Genomic DNA, 25,711 nt, shown 5'->3' on the forward strand with positions numbered 1-25,711 from the left:
ACACAGACGCTATGGGCTATATCGGCAATTGTCAACACGATTGACAATTGCCAGCTTGCTTCCTAGCTTGGCCCCGCCGCCATGCCTCCGTTATGTTCGGAGCGCATAAGCGAGAGGATGATGATGACGCAGAAACTGCCGTTCGAAGCACTATCGGTCGAAACGCTGCCGGCGCGCCTCGGCGCCAACGAGGCCGTCACCGCGCAGATCGGCAAGGATGCCCGGCGCTGGAAGGTGCGTGAGGTCGGCGACGGCAATCTCAACCTGGTGTTCATCGTCGAGGGCGCCGAAGGCGCGGTCGTCGTCAAGCAGGCCCTGCCCTATGTGCGGCTGGTCGGCGACAGCTGGCCGCTGCCGCTGAAGCGCTCCTTCTTCGAGTATCACGCGCTGACCAGGCAGGAGCGCCGAGCGCCCGGCTCGGTGCCCGCAATCCACCATTTCGACGAGGCCCAGGCGCTGATCGTCATGGAATACCTGGCGCCGCCGCACATCATCCTGCGGCGTGCGCTGATCGAAGGCCGGCAACTGCCGAACATCGCCCGCGACATCGGCCTGTTCATGGCCCGCACCCTGTTCCGCGGCTCCGACCTGCATATGCCGACCAGGGACCGCAAAGCCGATCTGGCGCTGTTCGCCGACAATGTCGAGCTCTGCGGCATCACCGAGGACCTGGTGTTCACCGATCCCTATTTCGACGCCAAGCTGAACCGGCATACGTCGCCGCAGCTAGACGGCCTGGTCGCCGAGCTGCGCGCCGACCGCGATCTCAAGGTCGAGGCGCAGCGGCTGAAGCATCTTTTCGCCGCCAATGCCGAGACGCTCTTGCATGGCGACCTGCATTCCGGCTCGATCATGGTGACCGATACCGAAACCCGGATGATCGATCCGGAGTTCGCCTTCTACGGACCGATCGCCTTCGACGTCGGCATGCTGCTCGCCAATTTCTGGATGTCGTTCTTCTCGCAGCGCGGCCATGAGCAGACGGAAAAACGCGACGCCATGCGCGCCTATCTGCTTGGGGTCACCGCCGAGACCTGGGCTGTGTTCCGCGCCGAGTTCTCGCATCTGTGGCGGACCGAGCGCACCGGCATGCTCTACCACAGAAGCCTGTTCGAGGATCAGGGCGATCGGCTCGGCGCCGAGCAGGCGCTCGACCATATGCTCCATTCGATCTGGACCGACCTGCTCGGCTTTGCCGGCATCGAGGTGCACCGGCGTATCCTCGGCCTCGCCCACAATGCCGACTTCGAGGCCATTGCCGATGAGAATCTGCGCGCCACATGCGAGGCGAAGGCGCTGAAGTTCGGCCGCCACATCGCCGTCAACCGGCGCCAGATCCATGGCATCGACGAGGTCAACAATCTGGCCGCGCGGATCGAACAGGAGAGCAGCCTTTGAACGTCGGCGAGCGCCACTACCGCACCATCTGGCTGAGCGGCGACGGCCGCTCGGTCGAGATCATCGACCAGCGCTGGCTGCCGCATGAGTTCCGCATCGAGAAGATCGGCACCGTTGCCGGCATCGCCACTGCGATCCGAGACATGTGGGTGCGCGGCGCGCCGCTGATCGGCGTCACTGCCGCCTATGGCGTAGCCATCCAGATGGAAGGCGACCCGTCGGATGCGGCGCTCGACGCCGTCTGGGAGACATTGCACGCGACGCGGCCGACGGCGATCAATTTGCGCTGGGCGCTGGACGAGATGCGGCGCTTTCTCAAGCCGCTGCCGCCGCCCGAGCGCGCCGAGGCCGCTTACAAGCGCGCAGCGGAGATCGCCGACGAGGATGTCGGGCTGAACCGCGCCATCGGCGAGAACGGGCTTGCCATCATCAAGCAAATCGCGGCGCGAAAAGCTCCGGGCGAGACAGTCAACATCCTGACCCACTGCAATGCCGGCTGGCTGGCGACCGTCGACTACGGCACCGCCACCGCGCCGATCTATCTGGCGACCGAAGCCGGCATTCCGGTCCACGTCTATGTCGACGAGACCAGGCCGCGCAACCAGGGCGCCCAGCTGACCGCCTGGGAAATGGCCGGGCACGGGGTGCCGCACACGCTGATCGTCGACAATGCCGGCGGCCATCTGATGCAGCGTGGCCGGATCGACATGGTCATCGTCGGCACCGACCGCACAACCGCCGACGGCGACGTCTGCAACAAGATCGGTACCTATCTCAAGGCGCTGGCCGCCTCCGACAATGATGTGCCCTTCTATGTCGCGCTGCCCTCGCCGACCATCGACTGGACGGTGGGCGACGGGCTCGCCGAAATCCCGATCGAGGAGCGCTCCGGCGACGAGGTGTCGCTGGTGTGGGGCAAGAACGCCAAGGGCGAGATCGCCCAGGTGCGCGTCTCCCCGGAAGCGACGCCGGCGGCAAACCCGGCCTTCGACGTGACCCCGGCGCGGCTTGTCACCGGTCTGATCACCGAGCGCGGCGTCGCCAAGGCCTCGCGCGAAGGTCTGAAGGCGATGTTCCCGGAGCGTGGTTAGCCACAAGGAGGGAGATTGGCAGTTGCGGCGACGGCGCTAATTGACAGCGCCGCCCTCCCCCTCCATAGCTTCACCGTTAAAGTTCTCAGGGCGGGGTGAAAGTCCCCACCGGCGGTAAGAGCCTCGGCTCAAGCCCGCGAGCGCTTCCCGGAAGGGAAGGTCAGCAGATCCGGTGTGATTCCGGAGCCGACGGTCACAGTCCGGATGAAAGAGAACGAACGGAAGGACGGGCCGCTCGCGCGGGCCGGGTTTTCGTATCGTGCGTCCTGATTCTGGTTCGAAACGGAAGGATGGACCCATGAATCAGCATTCCCCAAAAGACTATGAAATCCGCCGCGTTGCCGTCATACGGGCGCGCTGGCACGCCGACATCGTCGACCAGTGCGTGACCGCGTTCGAGGCGGAGCTCGCCGTTCTCGGCGGCGGCCGCTTCACCGTCGACGTCTTCGACGTGCCCGGCGCCTACGAGATCCCATTGCATGCCAAGACCCTCGCCGAGACCGGCCGCTATGCCGCGATCCTCGGCACAGCCTTCGTCGTCAATGGCGGCATCTACCGGCACGATTTCGTCGCCGGCGCCGTCCTCGACGGGATGATGACCGTGCAGCTCGCGACCGGCGTGCCGGTGCTTTCGGCGGTGCTGACGCCGCACAATTATCACGACAGCGCCGAGCATCACCGCTTCTTCTTCGAGCACTTCCAGGTCAAGGGCAAGGAAGCGGCCAAGGCCTGCGTTGAGATAAGTGCGGCGCGGGAAAAGATCGCGGCGTGAGGCGCGGTTGCCGGGGGTGGCAATCCCGGTAACAGCCTCTAATATCGCGAAAAAACCGAGATCGGGAGGATGCCGGTGCAGACCAAGAAGATCATCAACGACGGCAACCGTTCCGTCGACGAGATGCTGGAAGGAATACTGGCCGCGCATCCTCGCCACCTCAAGAGCGTGGACGGCAGCCCGCGCTCGATCATCGCCCGCGACGGGCCACGGCCAGGCAAGGTCGGGCTGGTCATCGGCGGCGGCTCGGGCCACGAGCCGACCTTTCTCGGCTTCGTCGGCAAGGGGCTGGCGGATGCCGCGGCGATCGGCAATGTCTTTGCCTCGCCGCCGCCGGACCCGATCCTCGAATGCGCCAAGGCGGTGAGCGGCGGCGCGGGCGTCCTGTTCATGTACGGCAACTATGCCGGCGACGTGATGAATTTCGACATGGCGGCCGAGATGGCGGCGATGGACGACATCGAGGTGCGCACGGTGCTGACCACCGACGACGTCGCCTCGGCGCCGCGCGACCAGCGGCAGAAGCGGCGCGGCGTCGCCGGCAATTTCTTCATCTTCAAGGCGGCGGGCGCAGCCTGCGAGCGCATGCTCTCCTTCGACGAGGTCGAGCGCATCGCCAGGAAGGCCAACGACCACACCTTCACCATGGGCGTGGCGCTATCGCCCTGCTCGCTGCCGCAGACGCGGCGGCCGAACTTCGAGATCGGCGCCGATGAGATGGAGATCGGCATGGGCATCCATGGCGAGCCCGGCATCGCGCGCGGCAAGCTCAGGACCGCCGACGAGATCACCGACGAGATGCTGGACAGGATCATTGCCGAGATGGCGCCGTCGCGCGGCGACAAGGTCGCGGTGCTGGTCAACTCGCTCGGCTCGACGCCGTTGATGGAGCTCTACATCATGAACCGGCGCGTCAAGCAGCGGCTCGACGACATCGGCGTCTCGGTGCATGCGACCTGGGTCGGCAATTACTGCACCTCGCTCGAAATGGCTGGCGCCTCGCTGACACTGGAGCATCTCGACGGCGAGTTGCAGACCCTGCTCGACCATCCTTGCGACTGCGCCATGTTCCGCGCCGGCTGAGGGACTGTCCATGACCGCCATCGGAACGGCAGAGCTGAAGAGAATGTTCGACGCCATCGCCGCGGCGATCGAGGCCGACAAGGACAGGCTTTGCCAGCTCGACGGCGTCATCGGCGACGCCGACCACGGCATCGCCATGGCGCTCGGCTTCAATGCCGCGCGCGATGCGCTCGCCGCGCTCGACCTTGTGGCGATCGAGCCGACGGCGCTGCTCAACACTGCGGCGAGATCCTTTCTCAACGCCGTCGGCGCCTCGTCGGGACCTCTTTACGCGACCGCCTTGATGCGCGCCGCCGCCGCCGTCAAAGGCAAGGCGACGCTGGCGGCAGACGATGTGATCGCCATGGTCCAGGCGATGGCGCAAGGCATCAAGGATCGCGGCAAGGCCGAAATCGGCGAAAAGACGATGATCGACGCCTGGCAGCCGGCGGCCGAGGCGGCCGCCGCCGCGCATGCCGCCGGCAAGAGCCTGGCCGAGAGCCTGCAGGCCGCGCTGACCGCCGCCGAACGCGGCGCCGAAGCGACCAAGGACATGATCGCGGCCAAGGGCCGATCCTCGCGGCTTGGCGAGCGTTCGCTCGGCCATATCGACCCGGGTGCTGCCTCGGCCGTCACCGTCATCGGCGCGATGCGAAGCAGTCTCAATTAGGCCTTTGCTGCATCCAAACGGTTGATCGCCTGAACATTGCCGGCCGACGGGCCCTGTTCGTCGAATTCGGAGGCGAGCCAGGTGTCGACGATCGCCTTGGCTAGTTCCGGACCGATGACGCGGGCGCCCATGGTGATGATCTGGGCGTTGTTGGATTTCGCCGCGCGCTCGGCCGAATAGGTGTCGTGGGTGAGTGCGGCGCGGATGCCCGGCACCTTGTTGGCCGAGATCGAGACGCCGATGCCGGTGCCGCAGAACAGGATGCCGCGATCGTTCTCGCCGTCGACGATGGTCTGGGCGAGTTTCTGCGACAGGTCGGCATAGAAGCCGGCCTGGCTGAGGTCGCTGACGGTGAGGCCGGATTTGGTGGCGAGGTGGGCGGCGATGACGTCGAGCAACGGCTTGCCGGCGCTGTCGGCTCCGATGGCTATTCTCATGGTCGTGTCCTTTCCTGGTCGGATGATGTCAGATCGCGGCTGAGGCGCGCTGGAGGATGTCGATGTAGCCCTCCGCCTGCCAGGCGGAGCGGCCGATGAAGAGGCCGTCGATGTTTGGCTGGCCCATCAGCTCGGCGGCATTGCCGGGGTTGACGCTGCCGCCATAGAGCACCGGCGGCACGGCAGGCAGCAGGCCGCCGGCAACCGTCTTGATCAGCGCCTGCTGCCTGTCGGCATAGTCGGAGCTGGCCGGAATGCCCTTGTCGCCGATCGCCCAGACCGGCTCATAGGCGAACAGGATCTTTGCGCCCCTCGCCTCGCCATCGAGGAATTGCAACGCGCCCTCGACCTGCGCGGTCAGCACCGCATCGGCCTTGCCGCTCTCGCGCTCGGCCAGCGTTTCGCCGACGCAGATCAGCGGGATCAGGCCGTGCTTGGCCGCCGCCGCCGTCTTGAGGCCGACCGTGTGGTCGGTCTCGCCGAAATGCTCGCGCCGTTCGCTGTGGCCGAGCTCGACCAGGTCGAGGCCGCAATCCCCAAGCATCAGCGGCGAGATCTCACCGGTCCAGGCGCCGGCATCGGCCCAGTGCATGTTCTGGGCGCCAACCTTGATGCGCGTCGGGGCTAGCGCCTGCTTGACCTCGCGCACCGCCGTGAAGGGCGGAATGACGAAGGGCTGGATGCGCTGGTCGAACCCCGGCGCGAAGCCGGCCAGCGCTCTGGCGAAAGCGAGCGCCTCGGCGAGCGTCTTGTTCATCTTCCAGCTTGTACCGACCCAGTAGACCACGCGTACCGCTCCCCTATTCCTTGCCGTCGACAACCGTCAGTGAAACCCCTGTGGCTTCCAGCTCGTCACGCACGGGCTGGCCGAGTTCACTGCCGGTGAAGACCGCGTCGAACGCCTTGAGGTCGGTGAGAAAATGCAGCGCCGTGCGGCCGAACTTGCCGTGATCGACCAGCAGATATTTGCGCCCCGCCGCCGCCATCATCAGGCGCTTGGTCTGCACCACCTCTTGGTCCTGGTGGAAGGCCGAGCTGCCGTGGATGGCCGAGGACGAGAGGAAGGCGACGTCGGCGCGCAGCGATTTCAGCCTCTCCTCGGCGAGCAGGCCGAAGAAGCCGTGGAACTTCTTGCTGTACTGGCCGCCAAGCGCGATCAGCGTGATGCCGCCAACACCGGCGAGATCCTGGATGACGGCCAGATTGTTGGAGATCACGGTCAGCGGGCGAAGATCGGCGAGGTGCCCGGCAATGCCGCCCGCCGTCGAGCCGTCGTCGATGATCACCGTCTGCCCCGGCTCGATCATGGCGACGGCGACGGCGGCAAGGCGCTGCTTCTCACCGACCGCCTGCTTTTGCCGGTAGCGGAAATCGCTCTCGAACAGGCCGCTCGGCTGGATCGAGGCGCCGCCTCGCACCTTGCGCAGGAAGCCGCTCTCCTCCAGCTCGTCGAGGTCGCGATGAACGGTCATCTTCGAGACGCCGAAGCGCGCGGCGAGATCCTCGACGGAGGCGGTGCCCGCCTCCATCAGGAAATCCATGACGCCTTGCCGGCGGCTGTCGGTCTTCATTCCGCGGTTCCTCCGAGCGTCCGGGCGCTTTGCTCGCTCTTCCATATATAACAACGGACGTCGCATTTATATCACAATATCTGTGATAATGTGACAATGACGTGGGATTTTCCTTTGCCGGAGATTGCCGACCTGTAACAAGAATTGCTCCCTGCGACGCGCCGGACGGTTGCGGTCCGCCGGGATTCCGGCCAGAAGCATCGGCGGGCTGGACGACGGTCGAACAGCCAGCAACCGAATTCGAAACCAGTTACGGGAGACTATTGGGTGGCTCGCATCACACTGAGACAATTGCTCGACCATGCCGCCGAACACGGCTATGGCGTGCCGGCCTTCAACATGAACAACATGGAACAGGGCCTCGCCATCATGGAGGCGGCCGAGGAGACCAAGTCGCCGGTCATCCTGCAGGCCAGCCGCGGCGCGCGCGCCTACGCCAATGACGTGGTGCTTGCCAAGCTGATCGACGCGCTGGTCGAAATCCACCCCGACATCCCGGTCTGCATGCATCTCGACCACGGCAACAACGAAGCCACCTGCGTCACCGCGATCCAGTACGGCTTCACCTCGGTGATGATGGACGGCTCGCTGAAGGAAGACGGCAAGTCGCCGGCCGACTACGCCTACAATTCAGGCATCACGCGCCGCGTCGTCGACATGGCGCATTGGGGTGGCGTCTCGGTCGAAGGCGAGATCGGCGTGCTCGGCTCGCTGGAAAGCGGCGGCGGCGAGCAGGAAGACGGCCACGGCGTCGAGGGCGCGATCAGCCACGACCAGCTTCTGACCGATCCGGAACAGGCGGTGGAGTTCGTCAAGGACACGCATGTCGACGCGCTGGCGGTTGCCATGGGCACCAGCCACGGCGCCTACAAATTCTCGCGCAAGCCGGACGGCGCGGTGCTGGCGATGAACGTGATCGAGGAGATCCACCGTCGCCTGCCGAACATGCACCTGGTCATGCACGGCTCGTCGTCGGTGCCAGAGGATCTGCAGGAGATCATCAACAAGTACGGTGGCCAGATGAAGCCAACCTGGGGCGTTCCGGTCGAGGAGATCCAGCGCGGCATCAAGCACGGCGTGCGCAAGATCAACATCGACACCGACAACCGCATGGCGCTGACCGGCGCCATCCGCAAGGTGCTGACCGAGAACCCGAGCGAGTTCGACCCGCGCAAGTACCTGACGCCGGCAATGGCCGCGATGAAGAAGCTCTGCAAGGAACGCTTCGAGCAGTTCGGCACCGCCGGCAACGCGCCGAAGATCAAGCCGATCCCGCTGTCGGACATGGCCAAGCGCTACAAGGCGGGCAGCCTCGATCCGAAGTTCGGCTGAGGTCTATCTGACCGAAAGTTCAAAGGGCGGGAGCCGCAGCGGCCCCGCCCTTTATTTTGCCCGCAGATGAGCCCTGCCGGCGTCGATGAACGGCGCCCAGTAGTCGACCGATTCACGGATCATGGCGACGACTTGGTGATCGACCGGCTCGCGCTCGCGGAATGACAGCTCCAGGCAGATCTCGTTGTCGGTGCCGCCGCCGCGCCGCACCGTCTCCAGGAATTTCTCCGGAGTAATGCGGCCATCCCTGTTGTAGGCGGCGGTGAAGGGCCAGTGGCCACCCTTGTTCATCGACGACTGCTTGATGTGGATGATCGGCGACTCTTTCGGGAAGGCCTCTGCCCAGGCGTAGGGGTCGATGTCGGCGGGGTTGCTGGAGGTGACATCGCCATGGTCGATGTCGACCATCATCTGCAGCGGGATGGCCAGGCCGGCAGCCTCGATCTCCCGGTGCAGCGCGCGGCAACTGTCGATGGTATGGCCGAATTCACGGCCGACCGACATCGGCTCCCAGAACAGGTAGGTGAGGCCAGCCGCCTTGGCATGATCGGCGACCTCGCGCCAGCATTCCATCGCGATGTCGAGCAGCCGGGCGCGGCGCTCGGGATCGTCGTAGTCCCTGTGGGTGAAGATCGCGAATTGCGTGCCGATGCCGCTGGCGCCGAGCTCGGCCGAGATGGCGGCGAAGGTCTTGAACCAGTCGACATAGTAGCGGCGCACGTCGGCATCGGGATGGCCGAAATGGTTGAGCCGACCATAGGGGCCGGTCATGCCGGACGTGATGCGCACGCCGGTGCGGCCAAGTGCTGCCTTGAACAGCCGGACGAACTTGGCGATCGTCGCCGCCGGCCAGCCGGGATTGACGAATTCATGTGTGAGCTGGACGTCCCTTATGCCGATGTCATAGGCGATGGCGTCGATCAGGTCGTCCGGATCGGCAAAGCGGTTGACCAGCGGATTGGTGTTGAGGGAGAGTGTGAAGGCCAAATTCCAGTCTCCTGTTCAGGCCTGCCCGACAGCGTGACGACCGATGGCGCACGCACCCGAACTGCCGGCATGAAGCGCAATCATTGCAGCACGCTACCGGCGCGCCGGTTGAGCTCCTGGCGGTATTTCTCGGCGTCCCAGTTCAGGAGCTCGGCATTCTCCTCGATGCTGAGATAGTTGACGCGCGCCGTCGGATCGACGCGGATGGCGACATCGGCGAGGCTGCGTGCCATCGCCTCGGCGCCGGCATTGGCATCCCGGCGCATCAATATGCCCTTGCCGGGGAAGAGGATGGAGGCCGGCGCCGGCTGCCCGGCGGCCGTTATCCGCGCCACCACGGCAGCGGCATTCTCGTTCGGACCGGCGATCACCGAGCCGATGCCGAGGAAGATGACGTGGTCCGGGTAAAGGCTGCCCGATGCGGCGATCCGGCAACTGGCGAGATCGGTGGCGGCGGCATGGGCCTCGACCGCGACCGGAAGGCGGTAATCGCTGCCCATGGCGAGCCTGAGCAGCGCGTCGAGGTCGGGCGCCGGCGCTTTGCGCGGCGCGCGGGCAAGCAGGCCGGTAACGCGCCGCAGCAGCAGGTTTGCTTCGGCGACGGTGTCGGCGGCCACGACCAGCCCATGATTGCCGAGGACGAGGACGTCGGTGCGCGGCTTCAGCCGTTCGGCAATGCCCTGCGCCAGCGGCAGGCCCGGGCGGCGATAGGGCACGTAGGCCCAGTCGAGGCCGCGCAGGCGCTCCTCCAGCACGGCCTCGGCATTGGTCTGCACGGCGATGGCGATGGTCTCGACGCAGTGGACATGGACGACGACCTTTTGCGGCAGCAATGCATGCACCGTCGTCTCGATGGACGGCCGCAACTGGTGCGGGTTGAGCTCGGCAAGCGTGAACGCGGCGGCCTTCTCGGCCGCCGGGTCCTTGCGCGCGACGGCATCGAGCAAGGGCGCCAGCGCCACCGGCACCATGATGTCGGCTGTCGCCGCATTCATCAGCCAGGTGCCGGACGCCTTGATCCACAGCACACCGGCTTGCTTGAGCGAGGTGTTGCCACCGGCGCCCTGGACCAGCAGAGGATCGGCGCCAACACTGGCCGACAGGACACGCAACGCCTGCAATTCGGCGGCATCGTGATCAATGCGAGCTGCCATCAGCCGGCCTTTGCCAATCGGTTGGCGCACCAGTCCTCGAAGGCCCCTCTCTCGGCGGCCGAGAGATGCAGGCCGTGCTTGGTGCGACGGTCAAGTATGTCGGCAGCGGTCGACGCCCATTCATGCTCGAACAGGTAGCTCGCCTCGCGCTCGAAGAAATCCTTGCCGAAGCGCCGCCCGAGCTGGTCGAGCGATCCGGCATTGCCGACGAGTGAACGCGTGCGCGTGCCGTAGAGCCGGCCATAGTGCTTGAGCAGCGACGCCGGCATCCAGGGGTAGTCGCGGCCGAGATCGCCGAGGAACTGCTCGAAATCGGCATTTGCGATGTCGCCGCCCGGCAGATGCGCACCGGACGTCCACGCCTTGCCCATCTTCGGAAAGAACGGCTGGATGCGATCGAGCGCGTGCTCGGCGAGCTTGCGGAAGGTGGTGATCTTGCCTCCGAAGACGGAGAGCAGCGGCGCTTGATCTGCCGGCGCATCGAGCTCGAAGATGTAGTCGCGGGTCACCGCGCTCGGATTGTCGGCATTGTCGTCGTAGAGCGGCCTGACGCCGGAGAAGGAATAGACGACGTCGCCGCGCGTCAGCCCGCGCTTGAAGTAGCGATTGACGACCTTGATCAGGTAGTCGATCTCGCTCTCCTCCGCCGCCACGTCTTCCGGCCGCCCTTCATAGGGAATGTCGGTGGTGCCGATCAGCGCCAGGTCGTTCTGATAGGGATTGATGAAGATGACGCGCTTGTCGTTGTTCTGGACGAGATAAGCCTGCCGCCCTTCCCAGAATTTCGGCACGACGATGTGGCTGCCCTTGACCAGGCGGACATTGCGCTTGGAGTTCTGCCCGGCGACGCGGTTGACGACATCGTTGACCCAGGGACCGGCGGCGTTGATCAGCGCGCGCGCCCGCACCGCGGTCCTCACGCCGGTCCTGCCGTCGCGCATCTCGACCGACCAAAGGCCTTTGTCGCGGCGGGCGGCGGTGCAAGCGGTGCGGGTGAAAACCTTCGCCCCGCGCTCCGCCGCGTCCAGCGCGTTGATGACGACGAGGCGGGCATCGTCGACCCAGCAGTCGGAATATTCGAAGCCGCGTCTGAAAGCGTCCTTGATCGGCGCGCCCTCCGGCGCCGTGCGCAAGTTCAGCGTACGGGTGGGCGGCAACCGCTTGCGGCCGCCGAGATGATCGTAGAGGAAGAGGCCGATGCGCACCAGCCAGGCCGGGCGATCATCGGGGCTGTGCGGCAGCACGAAGCGCATCGGCCAGATGATGTGGGGCGCGGATTCCAGGAGCACCTCGCGCTCGATCAACGCCTCGCGCACCAGGCGGAACTCGTAATATTCGAGATAGCGCAGGCCGCCATGAACCAGCTTGCCCGAACGCGAGCTGGTGCCTTCGGCGAGATCGTCCTTCTCGCACAGGATGACGGACAGGCCACGGCCGGCGGCGTCGCGCGCGATGCCGGCGCCGTTGACGCCGCCGCCGATGACGAAAAGGTCGACAATGTCGCCGTCGCCGCTCATCTCGCCGAACCCTCACAACGCTTCATGGCGGTCAGCACGGATTGACCGGCGGCAGGCCGGCGATGTAGCGGCGCACTTCCTCGGCCGCCTGCTCTGCTGCGTAAGTGACGGTGCGCACCGACGCGCCGGCGATGTGCGGGGTCAGCGTCACATTCGGCAACTGCAGCAGCGGCCAGTCCGAAGGCACAGGCTCGATCGCGAAGGTTTCCAGCATGGCGCTGGCGATATGGCTGGAGACCAGCGCCTCGTAAAGCGCGTCATAGTCGACCAGCGGCCCGCGCGCGGTGTTGATGAAGATCACGCCGGGCTTCATGCCGGCGATGGTGTCCTTGTTGATCAGGCCGCGGGTTTCCGCTGTGACCCGGGAATGCAGGGTGACCACGTCGGAGCGCGACAGGAGTTCGTCGAGCGCGACCAGCTCGACGCCGGCATTGCGGTCGTCCGCGCTCAGCTGCACGTAGGGATCGCAGACCAGGACGCGGCAGCCGAAGGCACGCAGCAGGCGCACCACTTTGGTGCCGATATTGCCGTAGCCGACGACACCGACGGTCATCTCGCTGAGCTCGCGGCCGGTGCGGTCGGCGCGATAGAGATCGCCGCGCCATTCGCCCTTGCGCAAGGCCTCGTGGCCGACGCGGATCAGCCGCGTCTCGGCGAGGATGGCGCCGATGGTGAATTCGGCCACCGCGCTCGCATTGCGGCCTGGAACGTTGACGACGCGGATGTCGTGAGCCTTGGCGGCGGCCATGTCGATGTTGATCGGTCCGCCGCGCGACACAGCGACCAGTTTCAGCGCCGGAAGGCGCCGCATCATTCCATCCGAGAGCGGAGCGAGCTGGGTGACCAGGATCTCGGCATCGCCGACAAAATCGACCACCTCGTCCGGATGGCCGAAATACTCCTTGACCTTGTCGAGGCCGAGCGCGGTGTTGCCGAACTCCATCGGCTCGTCGGGCCACGCGGTTTCCAGCGTGCGGATGTCGAGGCTGTTGCCGCAGGCCTTCTCGATCTCAGTCCGAAAGACCTCCGGAAGCATGAAACGGTCGCCGATGATCGCAATTTTCCTGTGCATGCTCGACTTCTCAATCTGCCTTAGTCGCGGCCATCGACCGCCAGACCGGACGCAGCGCCTCGTGCGCCAATGTGTAGGATGGCGCCATCCTGTCGTAGATGGCGGCGAGTTCCGGGTCGCTCGGCTCGGCCTCGCCAAGCAGGGGGGTGACCCATTCGGCGACGCAATCGTCCATTGACCGGTAGAGGCCGACGCAGACCGCTGCGATCATGGCGGCACCGGCGGCACCCGCCTCCTCGCGTTCGCTGGTGCGGGTGGAGGCGCCGACGGCGGCGCCAAGGATCTTGCGCAGCGCCGGGCTGCGCGCCGCGCCGCCGGTAAGGCGGATTTCCCGCGGCAGCGGGCCCATAGCGGCGTAGCAATCGCGCGAAGCGAAGGCGAGCCCTTCGAAGACGGCGCGCACCATGTCGGCATAGCCGTGGCGGGAGGAGATGCCGACGAAGCCGGCCCTCGCATTGGCATCGACGAACGGGCCGCGCTCGCCGGCCTCGGACACATAGGGCTGGTAGATCAGCGAGGCCGGCTTGGACGACGAAATCCAACCGTCAACCAGCGCGATCATCTCGCCGTTCGAGCGCGAAATGCCTTGCGAGGCGAGGATGCCGGAAGCGAGGCCGAGCACCCAGTCGATGTTGAGCGTCGCCGCCATGTTCGACTGCAGTTGGGCGAAGACGCCTGGCGCCGGCATGGTCATGGTGTAGCCGGTCTTCGCCTCGTTGAGCTGCACCTCGTCCGGTGTCTCGGCAAGTCGCATATGCATGCCGGTGGAGCCGATGATGGTGCAGCCGGGCTTGTGCTTGCGGTCGAACAGGCCGGCGCCGAGCGCCGTACAGACCACGTCGACATAGGTCAGCACGACCGGCGTGCCGGCGGTGAGCCCGGTCGCGTCGGCCGCGGCCTTTGACAGGCCGGCGCTGTGCCTGGTGCCGTCGACGATCGGCGGCAGAAGGTGCCTGAGGTCGGCGACGCCGAGCACGTCGAGCACCTCGTCGCTGTAGTCGCGGGTGCGGAAATCGCCGAAGGTGAAGGTCCCTTCCGAAGGGTCGGTGGCGCGCGCGCCGGTCAGCTTGAAATAGAGCCAATCCTTGCAGTGGAACGCCGTTGCGGCTCTCTCGAGCATTGCCGGCATGTTTCGCTTCATGAAGACGAACTGCGATCCCTGCTGGCAGGCGGCAAGCCCGCTGCCGGTCTTTTCGAAGCGCAGCCGATCCTCCGGCCGGGCGCGGATCTCCTCGACGATGTTGGCGGCGCGCGCGTCGAGCCACAACCAGCCCTTGGCCACCGGCTCGCCGGCCTTGTCGATCAGCCAGGTGCCGTCGCCCTGTCCGGTCACGGCGATGGCGATCACCCTGTTGGCGAGGTCCGGCACCTTGTCGGCCAACTGGCGCAAGGTGGTCGCCGTATCGGCCCAGGTGCGCGCCAGGTCCTGCTCGGCGCCACCGCCCGGCAGCGTCTCGTAGCGGTTCACCAGCGCAGTGGCCGCGATCTGCCGGCCCGCCCTGTCGAAGGCGACGGACTTGATGACAGACGTGCCGGCGTCGATGCCGATCAGCACATCCCGCATCAGGCAAGCTCCATCCCGTGCGAAATCGCCTTGCCGTCGGCCTGGTCGAAGACGTGCAGGTTCTTCGGATCGATGCTGACGTTGATCGGCGCCCCGAGCTCGAGGCGGGTGCGGTCGTGCTCGACCAGCACCAGCGATCCGCCGGCAAAATCGGCGGCGATGTGGGTCTGGTCGCCGAGCCATTGATTGGCCGAGACGGTGGCCGGCACGCCGTCCTTCGAGCGGCGCACCGCGTAGGGTCTGACGCCGATGACGACACGCTCGCGGGCGAGCAGCTGGTCGCGCACCGGGCCGCTGAAAGCATCCTTGTCGTAGTCGAGCGAGAGTCCGTCGGGGAGCTTCAGGCTGATCTTGCCGGCAGTCGTGCCGACAAAGGCTTCGAAGACATTCATCGGCGGCTCGCCGACGAAGGTGCCGGTGAACAGGTTCGCCGGCCGCCGCTTGATCATGTCGGGCGTGTCGAACTGCTGCAGCACGCCGCCTTCCATCACCGCGATGCGGTCGGCGAGCGCGTTGGCCTCGGTCTGATCGTGGGTGACGAGGATCGCGGTCAGGCCGCGCTCCTTGATGAAGTGCTTGATGCGGCCACGCAGCACGGCGCGCAATTGCGGCTCGAGCTGCCCCATCGGCTCGTCGAGCAGATGCAGGTCCGCCTCGCGGATCAAGGCGCGGCCGAGGCTGGCGCGCTGCTGCTGGCCGCCGGAGATCGAGCTCGGATAGCGCTCGAGGATGTCCTCGATCTCGAGCAGCTTGGCGATGCTGGCGACCTTGGCGTCGACGTCGGTCTTCGAGAGCCGCGCCGCCTTGAGCGCGAAGGCCATGTTCTCGCGCACCGTGAGCGGCGGATAGAGCGAATAGCCCTCGAAGGCCATCGCCACGTTGCGCTTGACCGGCGCCAGCGTGTGCACCTTGCGGCCGGCGACGGCGATCTCGCCACGCGAAACCTCCTCGAAGCCGGCGATCATGCGCAGCGTCGAGGTCTTGCCGCAGCCCGACGAGCCGAGCAGCGCCACGATCTCGCCCCTGGCGATCTCCATCGTCAGCTGCTTCACCGCATGCACGCCGCGGTCGATCGGGCCGTAGAACTTGTCGACGCCGGAAATGGTAAGGGCGCTGGCGCTCATGCCGCTTCTCCGCTGCGCAAAGTGACGACCTTGTTGGCGCCGATGCGCTCGCCGCTCGCATGATCGAACAGCAGCGCGCTTTTGCCGTCGACGGCGATATGCGCCTTGCCCTCGGTCTGGCCCGGCGTTCCAGCCGGGCGCGAAACCAGGATTTCACGGCCGCGCACGGTGCGCACCAAGGTGACGATCTTTTCGTTGAGCGGCGTCTCGGCCTCGACGGTCACAGGAACGGCGCCGGGCGTGGCCTCGCCGACGAAACTCAGCGCCTCGGGCCGCAGGCCGATGACGCAGTCGCGCCCGACCGCCGCCTCATAGGCGCCTGCGAGATGGACCTGCACGTTCGACAGGCCGACATAGATGCCCTTGGCGTCGCGCGCCGGCTTGACGTCGAGCAAATTGATGGTCGGGTCGCCGAACAGCCTGGCGATCTCGACATTGGCCGGCTCGCGATAGATCTGCTCGGGCGTGCCGAGCTGGCGGATGACGCCTTGCGACATCACCGCGATGCGGTTGCCGAGCGCCATCGCCTCCTTGTAGTCCTGGGTGACGTAGACGACGGTAGCACCCCGATCGTGCAGAAGGCGCGGCAGTTCGAGCCGCATCTCGAAGCGCAGTTTGGCATCGACGTTGCGCAAGGGATCGTCGAGCAGGAGAATCGGCGGCGAACCGACCAGGGCGCGGGCAAGGGCGGTGCGCTGCTTCTGGCCGTTGGAGAGCGCGCGCGGCTTGTGGCTCAGCACATGGTCGATCTTGAGCAGCTTGGCGACGCTCTCGACGCCGGCCTTGATCGCGCCTTGCGAGGAGTGCCTGGCCTCCAGCGGCGTCGCGATGTTGTCGAAGGCGCTCATATGCGGGAACAGCGCGAAGTTCTGGAACGCCATGCCGACGCCGCGGAACTCGGCGTCGACATCGGTCATGTCCTCGCCGCCGATCAGGATCTTGCCCTCGTCGGGATCGATGACGCCGGCAACCATGCGCAGCAGCACCGTCTTGCCGGCGCCGGACGGGCCGAACAGCACCAGCGTTTCGCCGTCGGCGACGCTCAGCGACAGATTGTCGAGGACCGTCTGGCTCTTGTAGCGCTTGACGACATTTTTGAGTTCGAGGCTGGCCATCGGAACTACCCTTTCACGGCGCCGAGCGACAGGCCTTCGACGAGATAGCGCTGCGCGTACAGCGCCAGCGCCAGCGTCGGCGTGATCGACAGCACGATCGCGGCCGAGATCTGGCCATACTGAATGCCGGACGAGGTGATGAAGGCGAGCGCGCCGACCGTCACCGGCTGCTTGTCGGCGGAGGCGAGCACCAGCGCGAAGACGAAATTGTTCCAGGCGAAGATGAAGGCGAGCAGGCCGGCGGCGGCGATGCCCGGCCCGGCAAGCGGCAGCGCGATCTTGCGGAAGGTGGCGAACCAGGAATGGCCGCCGATGCGGTAGGCGTATTCGATGTCGGCGGGGATGTCCTCGAAATAGCCGCGCACGATCCACAGGATCAGCGGCAGGCAGATCAGCTGGTAGACCCAGATCAGGCCGATATAGGTGTTGGCGAGGCCAAGCTTCTGGAAATAGAGGGTGAGCGGCAGCAGCACCAGCAGCGCCGGCGCGAAGCGGAACGACAAGAGCGTGAAGGCGATGTCCTCCGAGCCGCGGAACTTGTGGCGAGCGAAGGCATAGGCGGCGGGCACGCCGAGCAGCAGCGAAACCGCAACCGAGGTCACCGACAGGAACACCGAGTTCCACAGGTTGCGCATGAAGGCGATGTCGAGCGTGCCGGCCGCCGTCACCAGCTTGCCGGTGATCAGCGCCGTGTAGTTGGCGAGCGTCGGCTCGAAGATCAGCTGCGGCGGGATGCGCAGGATGGTCTCGTTGGTCTGGAACGACATCATGAAGATCCAGGCGATCGGGAACATGAAGAAGATCACCACCAGCGTGAGCGCTGCGCCGCGCAGGATGCGTTCGAGAAGCGAGGTGTGTTCCATCCCTGCCTCCTATGCCTGGCCGCGGGCGCGTTCGCGCAGCCGGAGCCAGTTCTTGATGAAGATGTTGGAGAGGAAATAGGTGATCGCCCACAGGATGATCATCAGCGCCGCCGAGCGCCCGACATTGGTCGACTGGAAGAAGTTGAGATAGGCCTCGACCTGGAACACGGTCAGCGTGTCGCCGGGCCCTCCCTGGGTCATCGCGTAGATGATGTCGAACTGCTGGATGGAATCGAGCAGGCGAAACAGCGTCGCGGTCAGGATATAGGGCGTCAGCATCGGTAAGGTGATGCGGAAGAAGACGAAGCTCCTCGGCACGCCATCGAGCGCGGCCGCCTCGAAGGGTTGCGTCGGCAGGCTGCGCAGACCGGCAAGCAGCAGGATCATGATGAAGGGCGTGTAGACCCAGATGTCGACCAGCACGACGGTGAGCAGCGCGGTCGACGGCGAGGACGCCCAGCGGAAGTCCTGCAGGCCGATGAGGCTGGCAAGATAGCTCAGCACGCCGAAGCCGGGATTGGTCATCAGCTTCCACATCAAGGCGGCGAGCGCCGGCGCCGTCATCAGCGGCATCAACAGCATGATCGAGATGAAGTTGTTCAGCGTCGAGCGCTTCTGCAGGAGCATGGCGATGCCGAGGCCGAGCAGCAGTTCGAGCACCACGGTGATGCCGGCATAGAGCAGCGACACCTCGAGCGTGTTCCAGAACTTCGGGTCGGTGAAGAAGGAAATGTAGTTGTCGCCCCAGTTGAACTGCCTGGCCCATGGCTGGCTCAGCCGGTAGCGCTGGAAGGAATAGACCACCGAGGTCAGGAACGGGATCAGGATGCCGATGCAGACCAGGAGCGCCGGCAGGCTGAGGAGATAGGGCAGAACCCGCTTGCTGATCCTGAAGCCGGAGGGTCTGTGGACTGTCGTCGCCGCGGTCATCGCGCTCTTCCGTTATCCCGGTTGCTCCGCCCTGCCGGCCGCCCAAGGGAGCAAGGCGGCCGGTCGGGCGTTGGCGAAGCATACCGCTTCGCCTCGCGAGTGTCGTTGAGGGTCGCGGCTGGCCCGGGCTTGCGCGCCAGCCGCTGCCCGATATCAGCCGAGGCCGGCCTCCTTGAGCTGGCCGTTGATGCTCTCGGCCAGCTTGTCGAGGCCCTCGTCGATCGGCACTTCCTTGGCCACCATCTTCTGCAGCGTCGCGGCCCATTCAGTGGTGAGGTCGAAGAACAGCGGTTGCGCCGTGAACTTGATGCTGGCGCCGGGTGCCGAGGCGTCGAACATCTCGACATAGCCCGGATAGCTCTTGTTCAGCTTCTCACGGAACACCTCGTCCTTCCAGACCGACTGCCGGACCGGATTGACGAAGTCCATCTTGGTGGCGCCGAACAGGCAGTGATCGAGCCCGGAAGCCCACTGCATGAAGTACCAGGTGGCGTCCTTGTCCTTGGAGAAGTTGGACATCGACAGCGACCAGATCCAGATGTTGGGTGTCGGCGCCTTGGCGGCCGGATTGGCCTTGAAGCCGGCGAAGGCAAGCTGGCCGGCCATCTTGTTGGTGCCGCCATTCATGAAGTAGCCGAGGATGTCGGCGTCGAAGATCATCGCCGAGGCGCCGGCGCCGAGATCGGTGCCGACCTGGTACCAGGTGTAGGTCGACCAGTCCTTCGGGCCGCTCTCCTGGATCATCTGCACCCATTGCTTGTGGAAGGCCTTGGATTCGGCGGTGTTCATGGCGGCGGACAGCTTGCCGTCGGCCGACACGTTGAGGTCCTTCTGGTCGAAATTGGCGTAGGCCGACAGGAAGCCCGGATGGATCGTCGCCCAGGAGCGCGAGCCGCGCACGCCGATGCCGTAGACGCCGCCACCGACATCCTTGGTGAGCTTGGCGGCCGCGGCGACCATCTCGTCCATGCTGCCGGGAACCTTGACGCCGGCCTTGTCGAACATCGCCTTGTTGTAGGTGATGTTGTTCTGCTCGAAGCCCCATGGAATGCACCACTGCTTGGCGTCTTCCGAACCCAGCGCGCCGCCCGGCTTGCCGTTCCAGGCGCAGGAGTTCTTGACGCCGGGCAGGAAGTCGTCCCAGGCATATTTCGGATTGGTCTTGGCCGGGTCCTTGATCCATTCGTTGAGGTCGGTGATCCAGCCGGCCGGGCCATAGGTCCAGGTCATGTAGGCGCCGGTCATGAAGGCGTCGTATTCGGAGGAGCTCGCCGAGAGCGCGGCGGTGACCTTGTCGAAATAGACGTCCTCCGGGAACACGTCATAGACGACGTTCATGCCGGTCAGCTGCTTGAAGTTGTCGAGGTCGGCGATCATCGCGTCGGCATAGGGGTGCTTGTTGAGCAAGAGCTTGATGGTCTTGCCCTTGTGCGCCTGCCAGTCGAAATCGGCGGCGAGCGCGCGGGTCTGGCCCATATTGAGCAGGACACCGGCGGTGCTTGCGGCGAGGCCCATGGCGCCCAGCCCCCTGATCAGTCCACGGCGGTCGACTTGTCCACGCAGGAACGCGTCGATCAGGTCTTTTTCTTTCTCATGCATGTCCTCTTCTCCTCCACAGGGTAGTTTCAACCAAAGCGGTGCCGGCTACCCGACCGGCGTCTGTTCCACGAGCGATCGCGCCGTACGCTCGTCGGTTATCAGGCCCTTGAGATAACGGCCCTCCAGCACTGACTTGATGGCGCGAACCTTTACCTTGCCGCCGGCGACGGCGACGATCCTGCGGTTGGCGATGTCCTCGCGGGCAAGCGCCAGGGCGCGGCTGGAAACCGTGGTCGCCACCGGCTTGCCGGCCTCGTCGAAGAAATGGCCGAGCAGTTCGCCGACGGCGCCGTTGCGGCGGGTCTCCTCCATCTCGGCCTTGTCGATCATGCCGGTGGCGACCAGCGAGGCCTCCTGCTCGGCGGTGCCGATGCCGGCCAGCAGCAGGTCGGCGGATTTCGCCAGATCGAAGACCTCGCTGATGCCCTTCTGGCCGAGCAGCACGGCACGATCCTCGACCGTGTTGGCGAACATCGGCACCGGCATGACATAGGCTTCGGCGCCGGTGCGCTCGGCGAGGCGATGGATCACGTCGTGCGGGTTGGCCGAGAACTTGCGCGTCAGGCCGCCGAGCAGCGAGACGAAGCGGATGCCGTCGGCCGAGATGCGCGGCAGGTACTCCACGCAAGCGGCGAGCGTGCGGCCGTGGCCGACGCCGATCAGCTTGTCCTCGCCGCGCTCGATCTCGCGCTTGAGGAATTGCGCGCCGGCAATGCCAAGCGCCTTGAGCGGCAGGTCTTCCGGATCGAAGTCCGGCACCACCTCGCAATAGTCGAGACCGTAGCGGCCGGACAGCTCATCCTCGAGCGCCACGCATTCGGAGATCTCGCCGTCGATATAGACCTTAACCAGCCCTTCCTGGTTGGCCTTGGTGATGAGGCGATGCGCCTTGAGGCTGGTGAGCCCGAGCCGCTTGGCGACCTCGGCCTGGGTCAGGCCGCCGGCATAGTGAAGCCAGGCGGCGCGGGCGGCCATGCTGGTCTCGTCGTCGCGCAGGAGGCCATTGCCGAACCCAACCATTTCCGCCCTTTTGATATTTTTATCAGTTGCTGCAAAATTTTTCACAAGGCTTCGCCGGAGTCAAGCGGCGCGTGTCTCAAAATCGTGCGCGGGGTGCGACAGACGGCGCCAGTGCTCCTGGCTCGCCAAGGAACCTTCAGCCCGCCAGCGAGGTTGAAGTCGTTGGGAACAAGGAGCGCGGCTCGCCCGCGCCTCGTGGAACGATGTTCGAGCCGCTTTGCTGCGACATGCCGCTTCATCCGGGCTGGCCAGACCTGCTGGCGAGGCTTCTGCTCACGCTGCTGGCGGGGTTCCTGATCGGTCTGAACAGGGAGGCACGCGGCCATACCGCCGGGCTTCGCACGACGATCCTGGTCGGACTTGCCGCCGCCATCGCCATGATCCAGGCCAACATGCTGCTCGACGTCGCCGGCAAGGGCACAGACTCTTTCGTGCGCATGGACGTGCTGCGTTTTCCGCTGGGCGTGCTCACCGGTGTCGGTTTCATCGGCGGCGGCGCCATCCTGCGGCGCGGCGATCTCGTGACCGGCGTCACCACCGCCGCCACGATGTGGATCATGACCATGATCGGGCTGGCCTTCGGCGGCGGCCAGTTCGGCCTTGGCGCGATCGCGACGGTGCTGACGCTGGTGACGCTGCAGGCGCTGAAATGGGTCGATCTCAGGATCCCGCGCGACCACCATGCAATCCTGGCGGTCTCGTGGCCGAAAGGCTCGCCGCCGGATCTGCGCGAAATGGTTCGTCCATTCGGCTATGACGCGCGCTTTGTCGGCATGGAACATGACGCCAGCCGTGACCGCTTCGTCCACACCTTCAATCTCGGATGGAAGCAGCCCGATGCGGTCGAACCGTCGATGGAAATCCTGGCCGCGGTCGGCCAGCACTGCGAAGTCGAGCGCTTCGAGCTGATCAGCGAGAAAGCAGGCTGATCATCGTTGAAGGCGGCGGCAGGCTTACTCGGCTGTCTTGGCTGCTTCGGTGTCGGCCCGGATCAGCTTGATGTCCGCCCCTGCCGCCCAGGCGCCGATGTCTTCCCGACGCAGCGCCGCCGCCATCATGTCCGGGAAATGGTCCGGCGTGCAGGCGAAAACCGGAATTCCCAGCGATGCGACCGATCCCGCCATTGCGGGATCATAGCCGGGACGGCCCTGATCGGTCAGCGCCAGCAGCACGACGACATTGACGCCCGACCGGACCAGCGCAGCCAACCGCTGCAGAAGCTCCTGACCGTTGCCGCCCTCGTAGAGGTCGGTGATCAAGATGAAATGCGCCTTGGTCGGCCGCTCGATCCGCTCGGCGCAATAGGCGACGGCCTGGTTGATGTCGGTGCCGCCGCCGAGCTGGACGCCGAACAGCACTTCGACCGGATCGCTGAGTTCCTCCGTCAGGTCGACGATCGCGGTGTCGAAGCAGACGAGCTTGGTGCGCACCACCGGCAACGAGGCCATCACCGCGGCGAAGATCGAGGCGTAGATGACCGAGCTTGCCATCGAGCCCGACTGGTCGACGCAGAGCGTCACCTCGTCGAGGTCGACCAGCCGGCGCTGGCGCCGCATGAAGCCGACGAGTCTTTCAGGCACGACGGTCTTGTGGTCCGGCTGGTAGTGGCGGAGGTTTGCCGCAATGGTGCGCGGCCAGTCGATGTCGCGCTGCCGCGGCCGGTTGGTGCGCCGCGACCGGTCGAGCGCGCCGCGTATCGCCTCGGCGGTCTTCTGCTCGAGGCGCTGCATCAGCTTGGCGACAACGTCGGAGATGATCGCGCGGGCGATGTCCTTGGTCTTGTCCGGCATCGCCGAACGCAGCGAAACCAGGTCGGCGACGAGATTGACGTCCGCCTCGATCGCCTTCAGGAACTCCGGCTCCATCAGCATTTGTTTCAGGTTCAGCCGCTCGAAGGCGTCCTTCTGCACGACCTGGACGACCTGCTCGGGGAAGAACGAGCGGATATCCCCCATCCATTGCGCGACGCGCGGCGCCGAGCGGCCGAGCCCGCCGCGCCGCTTGCGCGGATCGCCGGCCGTCTCGCCGCTGCCGTCGCCATAAAGCGCATCGAGCGCCGCCGAAAGCCGCCGGTCTTCCGCCGACAGTGCCGACGACGTTTCATCGTCGGCGCCGATCGCCAGCCGCCAGCGGCGCTCGCGCTGATCTTCGCTTGGGTCCGGCACGATCGCGTCATCATCCATGGCTGGGCTCCCCCGCGAGCAGCCTGCCGAGGAGACCAAAATGCCGGCGCCAGGCTTCGCCGCCATCGGGCGCTGGCGTCAGCCCGGTGGGCAGGCTGGCCCTGCGGCCGAGCACGGCCTCGATCAAACGCCGGCGCTCCATGCTGTCGAGGTTGGAGAAGACCCGGCGCAGCAAGGGCAGATGGGCGACGAAGGCCTCTTCGTCGAGTGAGGCAAGCCATGCATCGACGGCGCCGCGCAGACCCTCGTCATAGATCAGTCTTTGACCAGCGCCGCTGAAGAAACCCTCGAAGAAGGCGGCCGCTTCGATGACCGGCGTCCCCGGCGACAGGCGCTTTGCCAAAAGGTCGGCAGCGCCCTCGGCGGAAAGCCGCCCGGCCTCGTAGAGCAGATGCGCCGCGGAACCGGCGACGAGCGCCGTCGATCGCGACGACTCGAGCACGGCCGCGAGGCCGTTGCGCCAGGCATCCACGACATCCGCGCCCGGCTCCACCAGCCTGATCGCCTCGTCGGCCTTGCGCAGCGCGCCCATCAGCGCCGCGGCCGCCTGCGCATCAAGATCGCGCGCGGCGTAGGGCAGCGCGATCGAGCCCTCGACGATCAGCCGTTCCAAGAGGCCAGCAAGACGTTCGGTCTCGGTCTTGCGTGCCTCGCCATAGCGGATGATGTCGGCGAGCGGCACCGAGGCCAGCAGTTCCAGGCACTCGCTGCTGTGCGCCGCCTTTTCCTCCAGCGCGACGAGGCCAGCGGCGGAGGCTTCGCTCAGTGCCGCCGTGATGGCGCTCTGGACCAGCGTGGCAAGGGTGTCGAGCGTCGCGGCGACACCGATCATCTGGACCAGGCGGCCGTTGGCGGCCTTTTCAATGGTCGGGCCATAGACCAGGTTCTCGACCAGGCGAACGGCATATTCCGGCTGCCAGGCCAGCACCCACCGCTCGCGGAAGGTGCCGCGGCTGCGCCCGGTGTCGGTCAGCTTGCCCCAGCTCACGCCAAGCACGTTCAGCCGGTGCAGCAGCGTTGACCGAAACAGCCCGCTCTCGCTGCGCAGGTCGATGGAGAGCTCCCGCTCCAAGGCCTCGGGCTTGAGCCGCGCCGCTTTCTGGTTGCGCTGCAGGTCGTCGATCAGCGGTGCCAGCGGCGTGTCAGGCGGAATCTCGCCGACATCGGCGCCGAGCAGCAGTTCGGCCTCGACCATCTTCCACAGCAGGGCCTCGCCGTTGAACAGGGCCGAAATCGAAGCGTCGCGCAGTTCCTCGAAACCCGGCTTCGGCCGTTCGCGGATAGCGGCGAGCGTCCGCGCCAGCCGCTCAGCCTCGATCAGCGATGCGGTCGAAATCATGTGGCCTTTCGCCCTGAGAACCGATGCGATCCGCGCCAGCCACAGGATGGAAGAGTCGCCCTGCCCGCGCGTCTGCCACAGATGCTTGCACCAGCCGGGCGCGACGACGCCGGCGCCGTAGCCATAGCCGAGCGCCAGGCGCGGCCCCGTCCATGGCGCGAAGGTCATCATGGTCTTGCGGCGGGCCATTCCCTTAAGCAGCCCCTGGTCGCTCTTTTGCGTATGGGCAGCCCGCAGGGCCGGCACATGCCAGGCGCCACAGACGACCGCCAGCGGCCCATCGAACTCTTTTCGCGCGGCGGCGATTTCCAGCCGCATGTGCGCCTCGCGCATCGCCTCGAACTTGCCGATCGCCCCCTCGCCGTCGCGCAGCGTCGTCATCGCGTCGGCGATAGCCGCGAAGATCGGCCCCGGCGCGGGATTCTGCTCGATGATGTCGGACCACCAGCTTTCGCCGTCCTCGTAGCCGGCGGCGCGCGCCAGTGTGCCGATCGGATCCTGGATGCGCGTCGCTTCCTCGCCTTGCTCTTCGACGGGTTCCGCTTCAGCGGGTTCGGCGTCGGTCGATCCTTCGGGCGCCCTCTCGGCCAACCGCGCCGCGGACGGCAGGTCGATGAAGCGCAGCGCCGCCTTGTTTGCGACGGCCCACAGCGCCGCCTGATATTCGGGCGAGAATTCGGCGAAGGGCCAGAAGCTGGTCGCGGCCGGATCGTCCTCGGGATAGCAGAGCAGTGCCACCGGCGGCTTCATTTCGGGACTGGCGAGCAGCGGCAGCAGCGGCGAGGCATCGACCGGCCCCTCGATCAGCACCGCGGCCGGCTGCAATTCCTGCAACGCCTTGACCAGGCTCTCGGCGGAGCCCGGACCGTGGTGGCGTATGCCGAAATAGCTGATGCCGTCCTCAGTCATGG

At 66.0% G+C, this 25,711-nt stretch carries 23 protein-coding genes and 1 riboswitch; of the genes, 7 read left to right on the top strand and 16 right to left on the bottom strand.

Features of this window, described 5'->3' with window-relative positions:
- The first annotated feature begins 123 nt into the window (after nt 1–123).
- From mtnK to dhaL, 5 genes are all read left to right on the top strand, one after another.
- Entirely contained in the window at nt 124–1,398 is a 1,275-nt protein-coding gene (gene mtnK / locus PU724_RS07665) for an S-methyl-5-thioribose kinase (protein ID WP_127310717.1), read from the top strand.
- A complete protein-coding gene (mtnA, locus tag PU724_RS07670) occupies nt 1,395–2,489 on the top strand; it encodes an S-methyl-5-thioribose-1-phosphate isomerase (RefSeq protein WP_354421142.1) in 1,095 nt (364 codons plus the stop codon). The genes mtnK and mtnA overlap by 4 nt, the downstream gene beginning before the upstream one ends.
- A 77-nt stretch (nt 2,490–2,566) precedes the next feature.
- A riboswitch (FMN riboswitch) is annotated at nt 2,567–2,709 on the top strand.
- A gap of 78 nt (nt 2,710–2,787) precedes the next feature.
- A complete protein-coding gene (locus PU724_RS07675; protein WP_127310714.1) occupies nt 2,788–3,261 on the top strand; it encodes a 6,7-dimethyl-8-ribityllumazine synthase in 474 nt (157 codons plus the stop codon).
- Nucleotides 3,262–3,330: 69 nt separating this feature from the next.
- Nucleotides 3,331–4,344 (top strand): dihydroxyacetone kinase subunit DhaK, encoded by a 1,014-nt coding sequence (locus tag PU724_RS07680; RefSeq protein WP_354421145.1) that lies wholly within the window; start codon nt 3,331–3,333, stop codon nt 4,342–4,344.
- Nucleotides 4,345–4,354: 10 nt separating this feature from the next.
- Nucleotides 4,355–4,993, top strand: a complete 639-nt coding sequence (gene dhaL, locus PU724_RS07685; RefSeq protein WP_354421147.1) for a dihydroxyacetone kinase subunit DhaL — start codon at nt 4,355–4,357, stop codon at nt 4,991–4,993.
- On the opposite strand, the gene derI is transcribed toward dhaL, so the two are convergent.
- The 3 genes from derI to PU724_RS07700 are packed head-to-tail and all read right to left on the bottom strand — an operon-like array spanning nt 4,990 to nt 7,001.
- On the bottom strand, nt 4,990–5,430 hold the full coding sequence (gene derI, locus PU724_RS07690; protein WP_127310711.1) for a D-erythrulose-4-phosphate isomerase: 441 nt from the start codon (nt 5,428–5,430) through the stop codon (nt 4,990–4,992). The genes dhaL and derI overlap by 4 nt on opposite strands.
- Before the next feature lie 28 nt (nt 5,431–5,458).
- Nucleotides 5,459–6,217: a triose-phosphate isomerase gene (locus PU724_RS07695; RefSeq protein WP_354421148.1), complete on the bottom strand. Its 759-nt coding sequence runs from the start codon at nt 6,215–6,217 to the stop codon at nt 5,459–5,461.
- 13 nt (nt 6,218–6,230) lie between these two features.
- On the bottom strand, nt 6,231–7,001 hold the full coding sequence (locus PU724_RS07700) for a DeoR/GlpR family DNA-binding transcription regulator (RefSeq protein WP_354421150.1): 771 nt from the start codon (nt 6,999–7,001) through the stop codon (nt 6,231–6,233).
- A 267-nt stretch (nt 7,002–7,268) separates the two neighbouring features.
- Here PU724_RS07700 and fba point away from each other — a divergent pair, with 267 nt between their 5' ends.
- A complete protein-coding gene (gene fba / locus PU724_RS07705) occupies nt 7,269–8,333 on the top strand; it encodes a class II fructose-bisphosphate aldolase (RefSeq protein WP_127310708.1) in 1,065 nt (354 codons plus the stop codon).
- A gap of 51 nt (nt 8,334–8,384) precedes the next feature.
- On the opposite strand, the gene PU724_RS07710 is transcribed toward fba, so the two are convergent.
- The 11 genes from PU724_RS07710 to PU724_RS07760 all read right to left on the bottom strand — a co-directional run bounded on the left by PU724_RS07710 (nt 8,385) and on the right by PU724_RS07760 (nt 21,278).
- The gene (locus PU724_RS07710; protein ID WP_354421152.1) at nt 8,385–9,320 is read right to left on the bottom strand and encodes a sugar phosphate isomerase/epimerase family protein; all 936 of its coding nucleotides are present in this window, start codon (nt 9,318–9,320) and stop codon (nt 8,385–8,387) included.
- Between the two features lie 80 nt (nt 9,321–9,400).
- Complete coding sequence (locus PU724_RS07715; protein ID WP_354421154.1) at nt 9,401–10,474, bottom strand: class II aldolase/adducin family protein; 1,074 nt, start codon at nt 10,472–10,474, stop codon at nt 9,401–9,403.
- Nucleotides 10,474–11,991, bottom strand: a complete 1,518-nt coding sequence (locus PU724_RS07720) for a glycerol-3-phosphate dehydrogenase (RefSeq protein ID WP_354421156.1) — start codon at nt 11,989–11,991, stop codon at nt 10,474–10,476. The genes PU724_RS07715 and PU724_RS07720 overlap by 1 nt, the downstream gene beginning before the upstream one ends.
- A gap of 31 nt (nt 11,992–12,022) precedes the next feature.
- On the bottom strand, nt 12,023–13,063 hold the full coding sequence (locus tag PU724_RS07725) for a 2-hydroxyacid dehydrogenase (RefSeq protein WP_135909028.1): 1,041 nt from the start codon (nt 13,061–13,063) through the stop codon (nt 12,023–12,025).
- A 10-nt stretch (nt 13,064–13,073) separates the two neighbouring features.
- Nucleotides 13,074–14,627 carry an FGGY-family carbohydrate kinase gene (locus tag PU724_RS07730; protein ID WP_128273586.1) on the bottom strand — a complete coding sequence of 518 codons (1,554 nt, stop codon included), beginning with the start codon at nt 14,625–14,627 and terminating at the stop codon, nt 13,074–13,076.
- Nucleotides 14,627–15,751, bottom strand: coding sequence for an ABC transporter ATP-binding protein (locus tag PU724_RS07735; RefSeq protein ID WP_354421159.1), 1,125 nt, complete (start codon nt 15,749–15,751; stop codon nt 14,627–14,629). Before PU724_RS07735 ends, PU724_RS07730 begins: the two co-directional genes overlap by 1 nt.
- Nucleotides 15,748–16,866: an ABC transporter ATP-binding protein gene (locus tag PU724_RS07740; RefSeq protein WP_354421161.1), complete on the bottom strand. Its 1,119-nt coding sequence runs from the start codon at nt 16,864–16,866 to the stop codon at nt 15,748–15,750. The genes PU724_RS07735 and PU724_RS07740 overlap by 4 nt, the downstream gene beginning before the upstream one ends.
- Nucleotides 16,867–16,871: 5 nt before the next feature.
- The gene (locus PU724_RS07745; RefSeq protein ID WP_127284685.1) at nt 16,872–17,729 is read right to left on the bottom strand and encodes a carbohydrate ABC transporter permease; all 858 of its coding nucleotides are present in this window, start codon (nt 17,727–17,729) and stop codon (nt 16,872–16,874) included.
- A 9-nt stretch (nt 17,730–17,738) separates the two neighbouring features.
- On the bottom strand, nt 17,739–18,659 hold the full coding sequence (locus tag PU724_RS07750) for a carbohydrate ABC transporter permease (protein WP_126056079.1): 921 nt from the start codon (nt 18,657–18,659) through the stop codon (nt 17,739–17,741).
- Between the two features lie 153 nt (nt 18,660–18,812).
- Nucleotides 18,813–20,258 carry an ABC transporter substrate-binding protein gene (locus tag PU724_RS07755; protein WP_127284684.1) on the bottom strand — a complete coding sequence of 482 codons (1,446 nt, stop codon included), beginning with the start codon at nt 20,256–20,258 and terminating at the stop codon, nt 18,813–18,815.
- A gap of 45 nt (nt 20,259–20,303) precedes the next feature.
- Nucleotides 20,304–21,278 carry a sugar-binding transcriptional regulator gene (locus PU724_RS07760; RefSeq protein ID WP_127284683.1) on the bottom strand — a complete coding sequence of 325 codons (975 nt, stop codon included), beginning with the start codon at nt 21,276–21,278 and terminating at the stop codon, nt 20,304–20,306.
- A gap of 203 nt (nt 21,279–21,481) precedes the next feature.
- Here PU724_RS07760 and PU724_RS07765 point away from each other — a divergent pair, with 203 nt between their 5' ends.
- On the top strand, nt 21,482–22,207 hold the full coding sequence (locus PU724_RS07765; RefSeq protein WP_354421164.1) for an MgtC/SapB family protein: 726 nt from the start codon (nt 21,482–21,484) through the stop codon (nt 22,205–22,207).
- Nucleotides 22,208–22,231: 24 nt separating this feature from the next.
- Here PU724_RS07765 and PU724_RS07770 read toward each other — a convergent pair whose 3' ends face one another.
- Together PU724_RS07770 and PU724_RS07775 are read right to left on the bottom strand one after the other, a co-directional pair.
- Nucleotides 22,232–23,461, bottom strand: coding sequence for a VWA domain-containing protein (locus PU724_RS07770; protein WP_354421166.1), 1,230 nt, complete (start codon nt 23,459–23,461; stop codon nt 22,232–22,234).
- Complete coding sequence (locus PU724_RS07775; protein WP_354421168.1) at nt 23,454–25,709, bottom strand: DUF5682 family protein; 2,256 nt, start codon at nt 25,707–25,709, stop codon at nt 23,454–23,456. Before PU724_RS07775 ends, PU724_RS07770 begins: the two co-directional genes overlap by 8 nt.
- Nucleotides 25,710–25,711 lie beyond the last annotated feature (2 nt).

This window comes from Mesorhizobium abyssinicae (assembly GCF_049887195.1).
GTDB lineage: Bacteria > Pseudomonadota > Alphaproteobacteria > Rhizobiales > Rhizobiaceae > Mesorhizobium > Mesorhizobium abyssinicae.

Bases quoted from the DNA above. Each gene is read 5' to 3' on its own strand.
- mtnK (WP_127310717.1), top strand. From the start codon at position 124: ATGACGCAGAAACTGCCGTTCGAAGCACTATCGGTCGAAACGCTGCCG.
- PU724_RS07675 (WP_127310714.1), top strand. From the start codon at position 2,788: ATGAATCAGCATTCCCCAAAAGACTATGAAATCCGCCGCGTTGCCGTC.
- PU724_RS07680 (WP_354421145.1), top strand. From the start codon at position 3,331: ATGCCGGTGCAGACCAAGAAGATCATCAACGACGGCAACCGTTCCGTC.
- dhaL (WP_354421147.1), top strand. From the start codon at position 4,355: ATGACCGCCATCGGAACGGCAGAGCTGAAGAGAATGTTCGACGCCATC.
- derI (WP_127310711.1), bottom strand. From the start codon at position 5,430: ATGAGAATAGCCATCGGAGCCGACAGCGCCGGCAAGCCGTTGCTCGAC.
- PU724_RS07700 (WP_354421150.1), bottom strand. From the start codon at position 7,001: ATGAAGACCGACAGCCGCCGGCAAGGCGTCATGGATTTCCTGATGGAG.
- PU724_RS07715 (WP_354421154.1), bottom strand. From the start codon at position 10,474: ATGGCAGCTCGCATTGATCACGATGCCGCCGAATTGCAGGCGTTGCGT.
- PU724_RS07720 (WP_354421156.1), bottom strand. From the start codon at position 11,991: ATGAGCGGCGACGGCGACATTGTCGACCTTTTCGTCATCGGCGGCGGC.
- PU724_RS07725 (WP_135909028.1), bottom strand. From the start codon at position 13,063: ATGCACAGGAAAATTGCGATCATCGGCGACCGTTTCATGCTTCCGGAG.
- PU724_RS07730 (WP_128273586.1), bottom strand. From the start codon at position 14,627: ATGCGGGATGTGCTGATCGGCATCGACGCCGGCACGTCTGTCATCAAG.
- PU724_RS07735 (WP_354421159.1), bottom strand. From the start codon at position 15,751: ATGAGCGCCAGCGCCCTTACCATTTCCGGCGTCGACAAGTTCTACGGC.
- PU724_RS07740 (WP_354421161.1), bottom strand. From the start codon at position 16,866: ATGGCCAGCCTCGAACTCAAAAATGTCGTCAAGCGCTACAAGAGCCAG.
- PU724_RS07745 (WP_127284685.1), bottom strand. From the start codon at position 17,729: ATGGAACACACCTCGCTTCTCGAACGCATCCTGCGCGGCGCAGCGCTC.
- PU724_RS07750 (WP_126056079.1), bottom strand. From the start codon at position 18,659: ATGACCGCGGCGACGACAGTCCACAGACCCTCCGGCTTCAGGATCAGC.
- PU724_RS07755 (WP_127284684.1), bottom strand. From the start codon at position 20,258: ATGCATGAGAAAGAAAAAGACCTGATCGACGCGTTCCTGCGTGGACAA.
- PU724_RS07760 (WP_127284683.1), bottom strand. From the start codon at position 21,278: ATGGTTGGGTTCGGCAATGGCCTCCTGCGCGACGACGAGACCAGCATG.
- PU724_RS07765 (WP_354421164.1), top strand. From the start codon at position 21,482: ATGTTCGAGCCGCTTTGCTGCGACATGCCGCTTCATCCGGGCTGGCCA.
- PU724_RS07770 (WP_354421166.1), bottom strand. From the start codon at position 23,461: ATGGATGATGACGCGATCGTGCCGGACCCAAGCGAAGATCAGCGCGAG.
- PU724_RS07775 (WP_354421168.1), bottom strand. From the start codon at position 25,709: ATGACTGAGGACGGCATCAGCTATTTCGGCATACGCCACCACGGTCCG.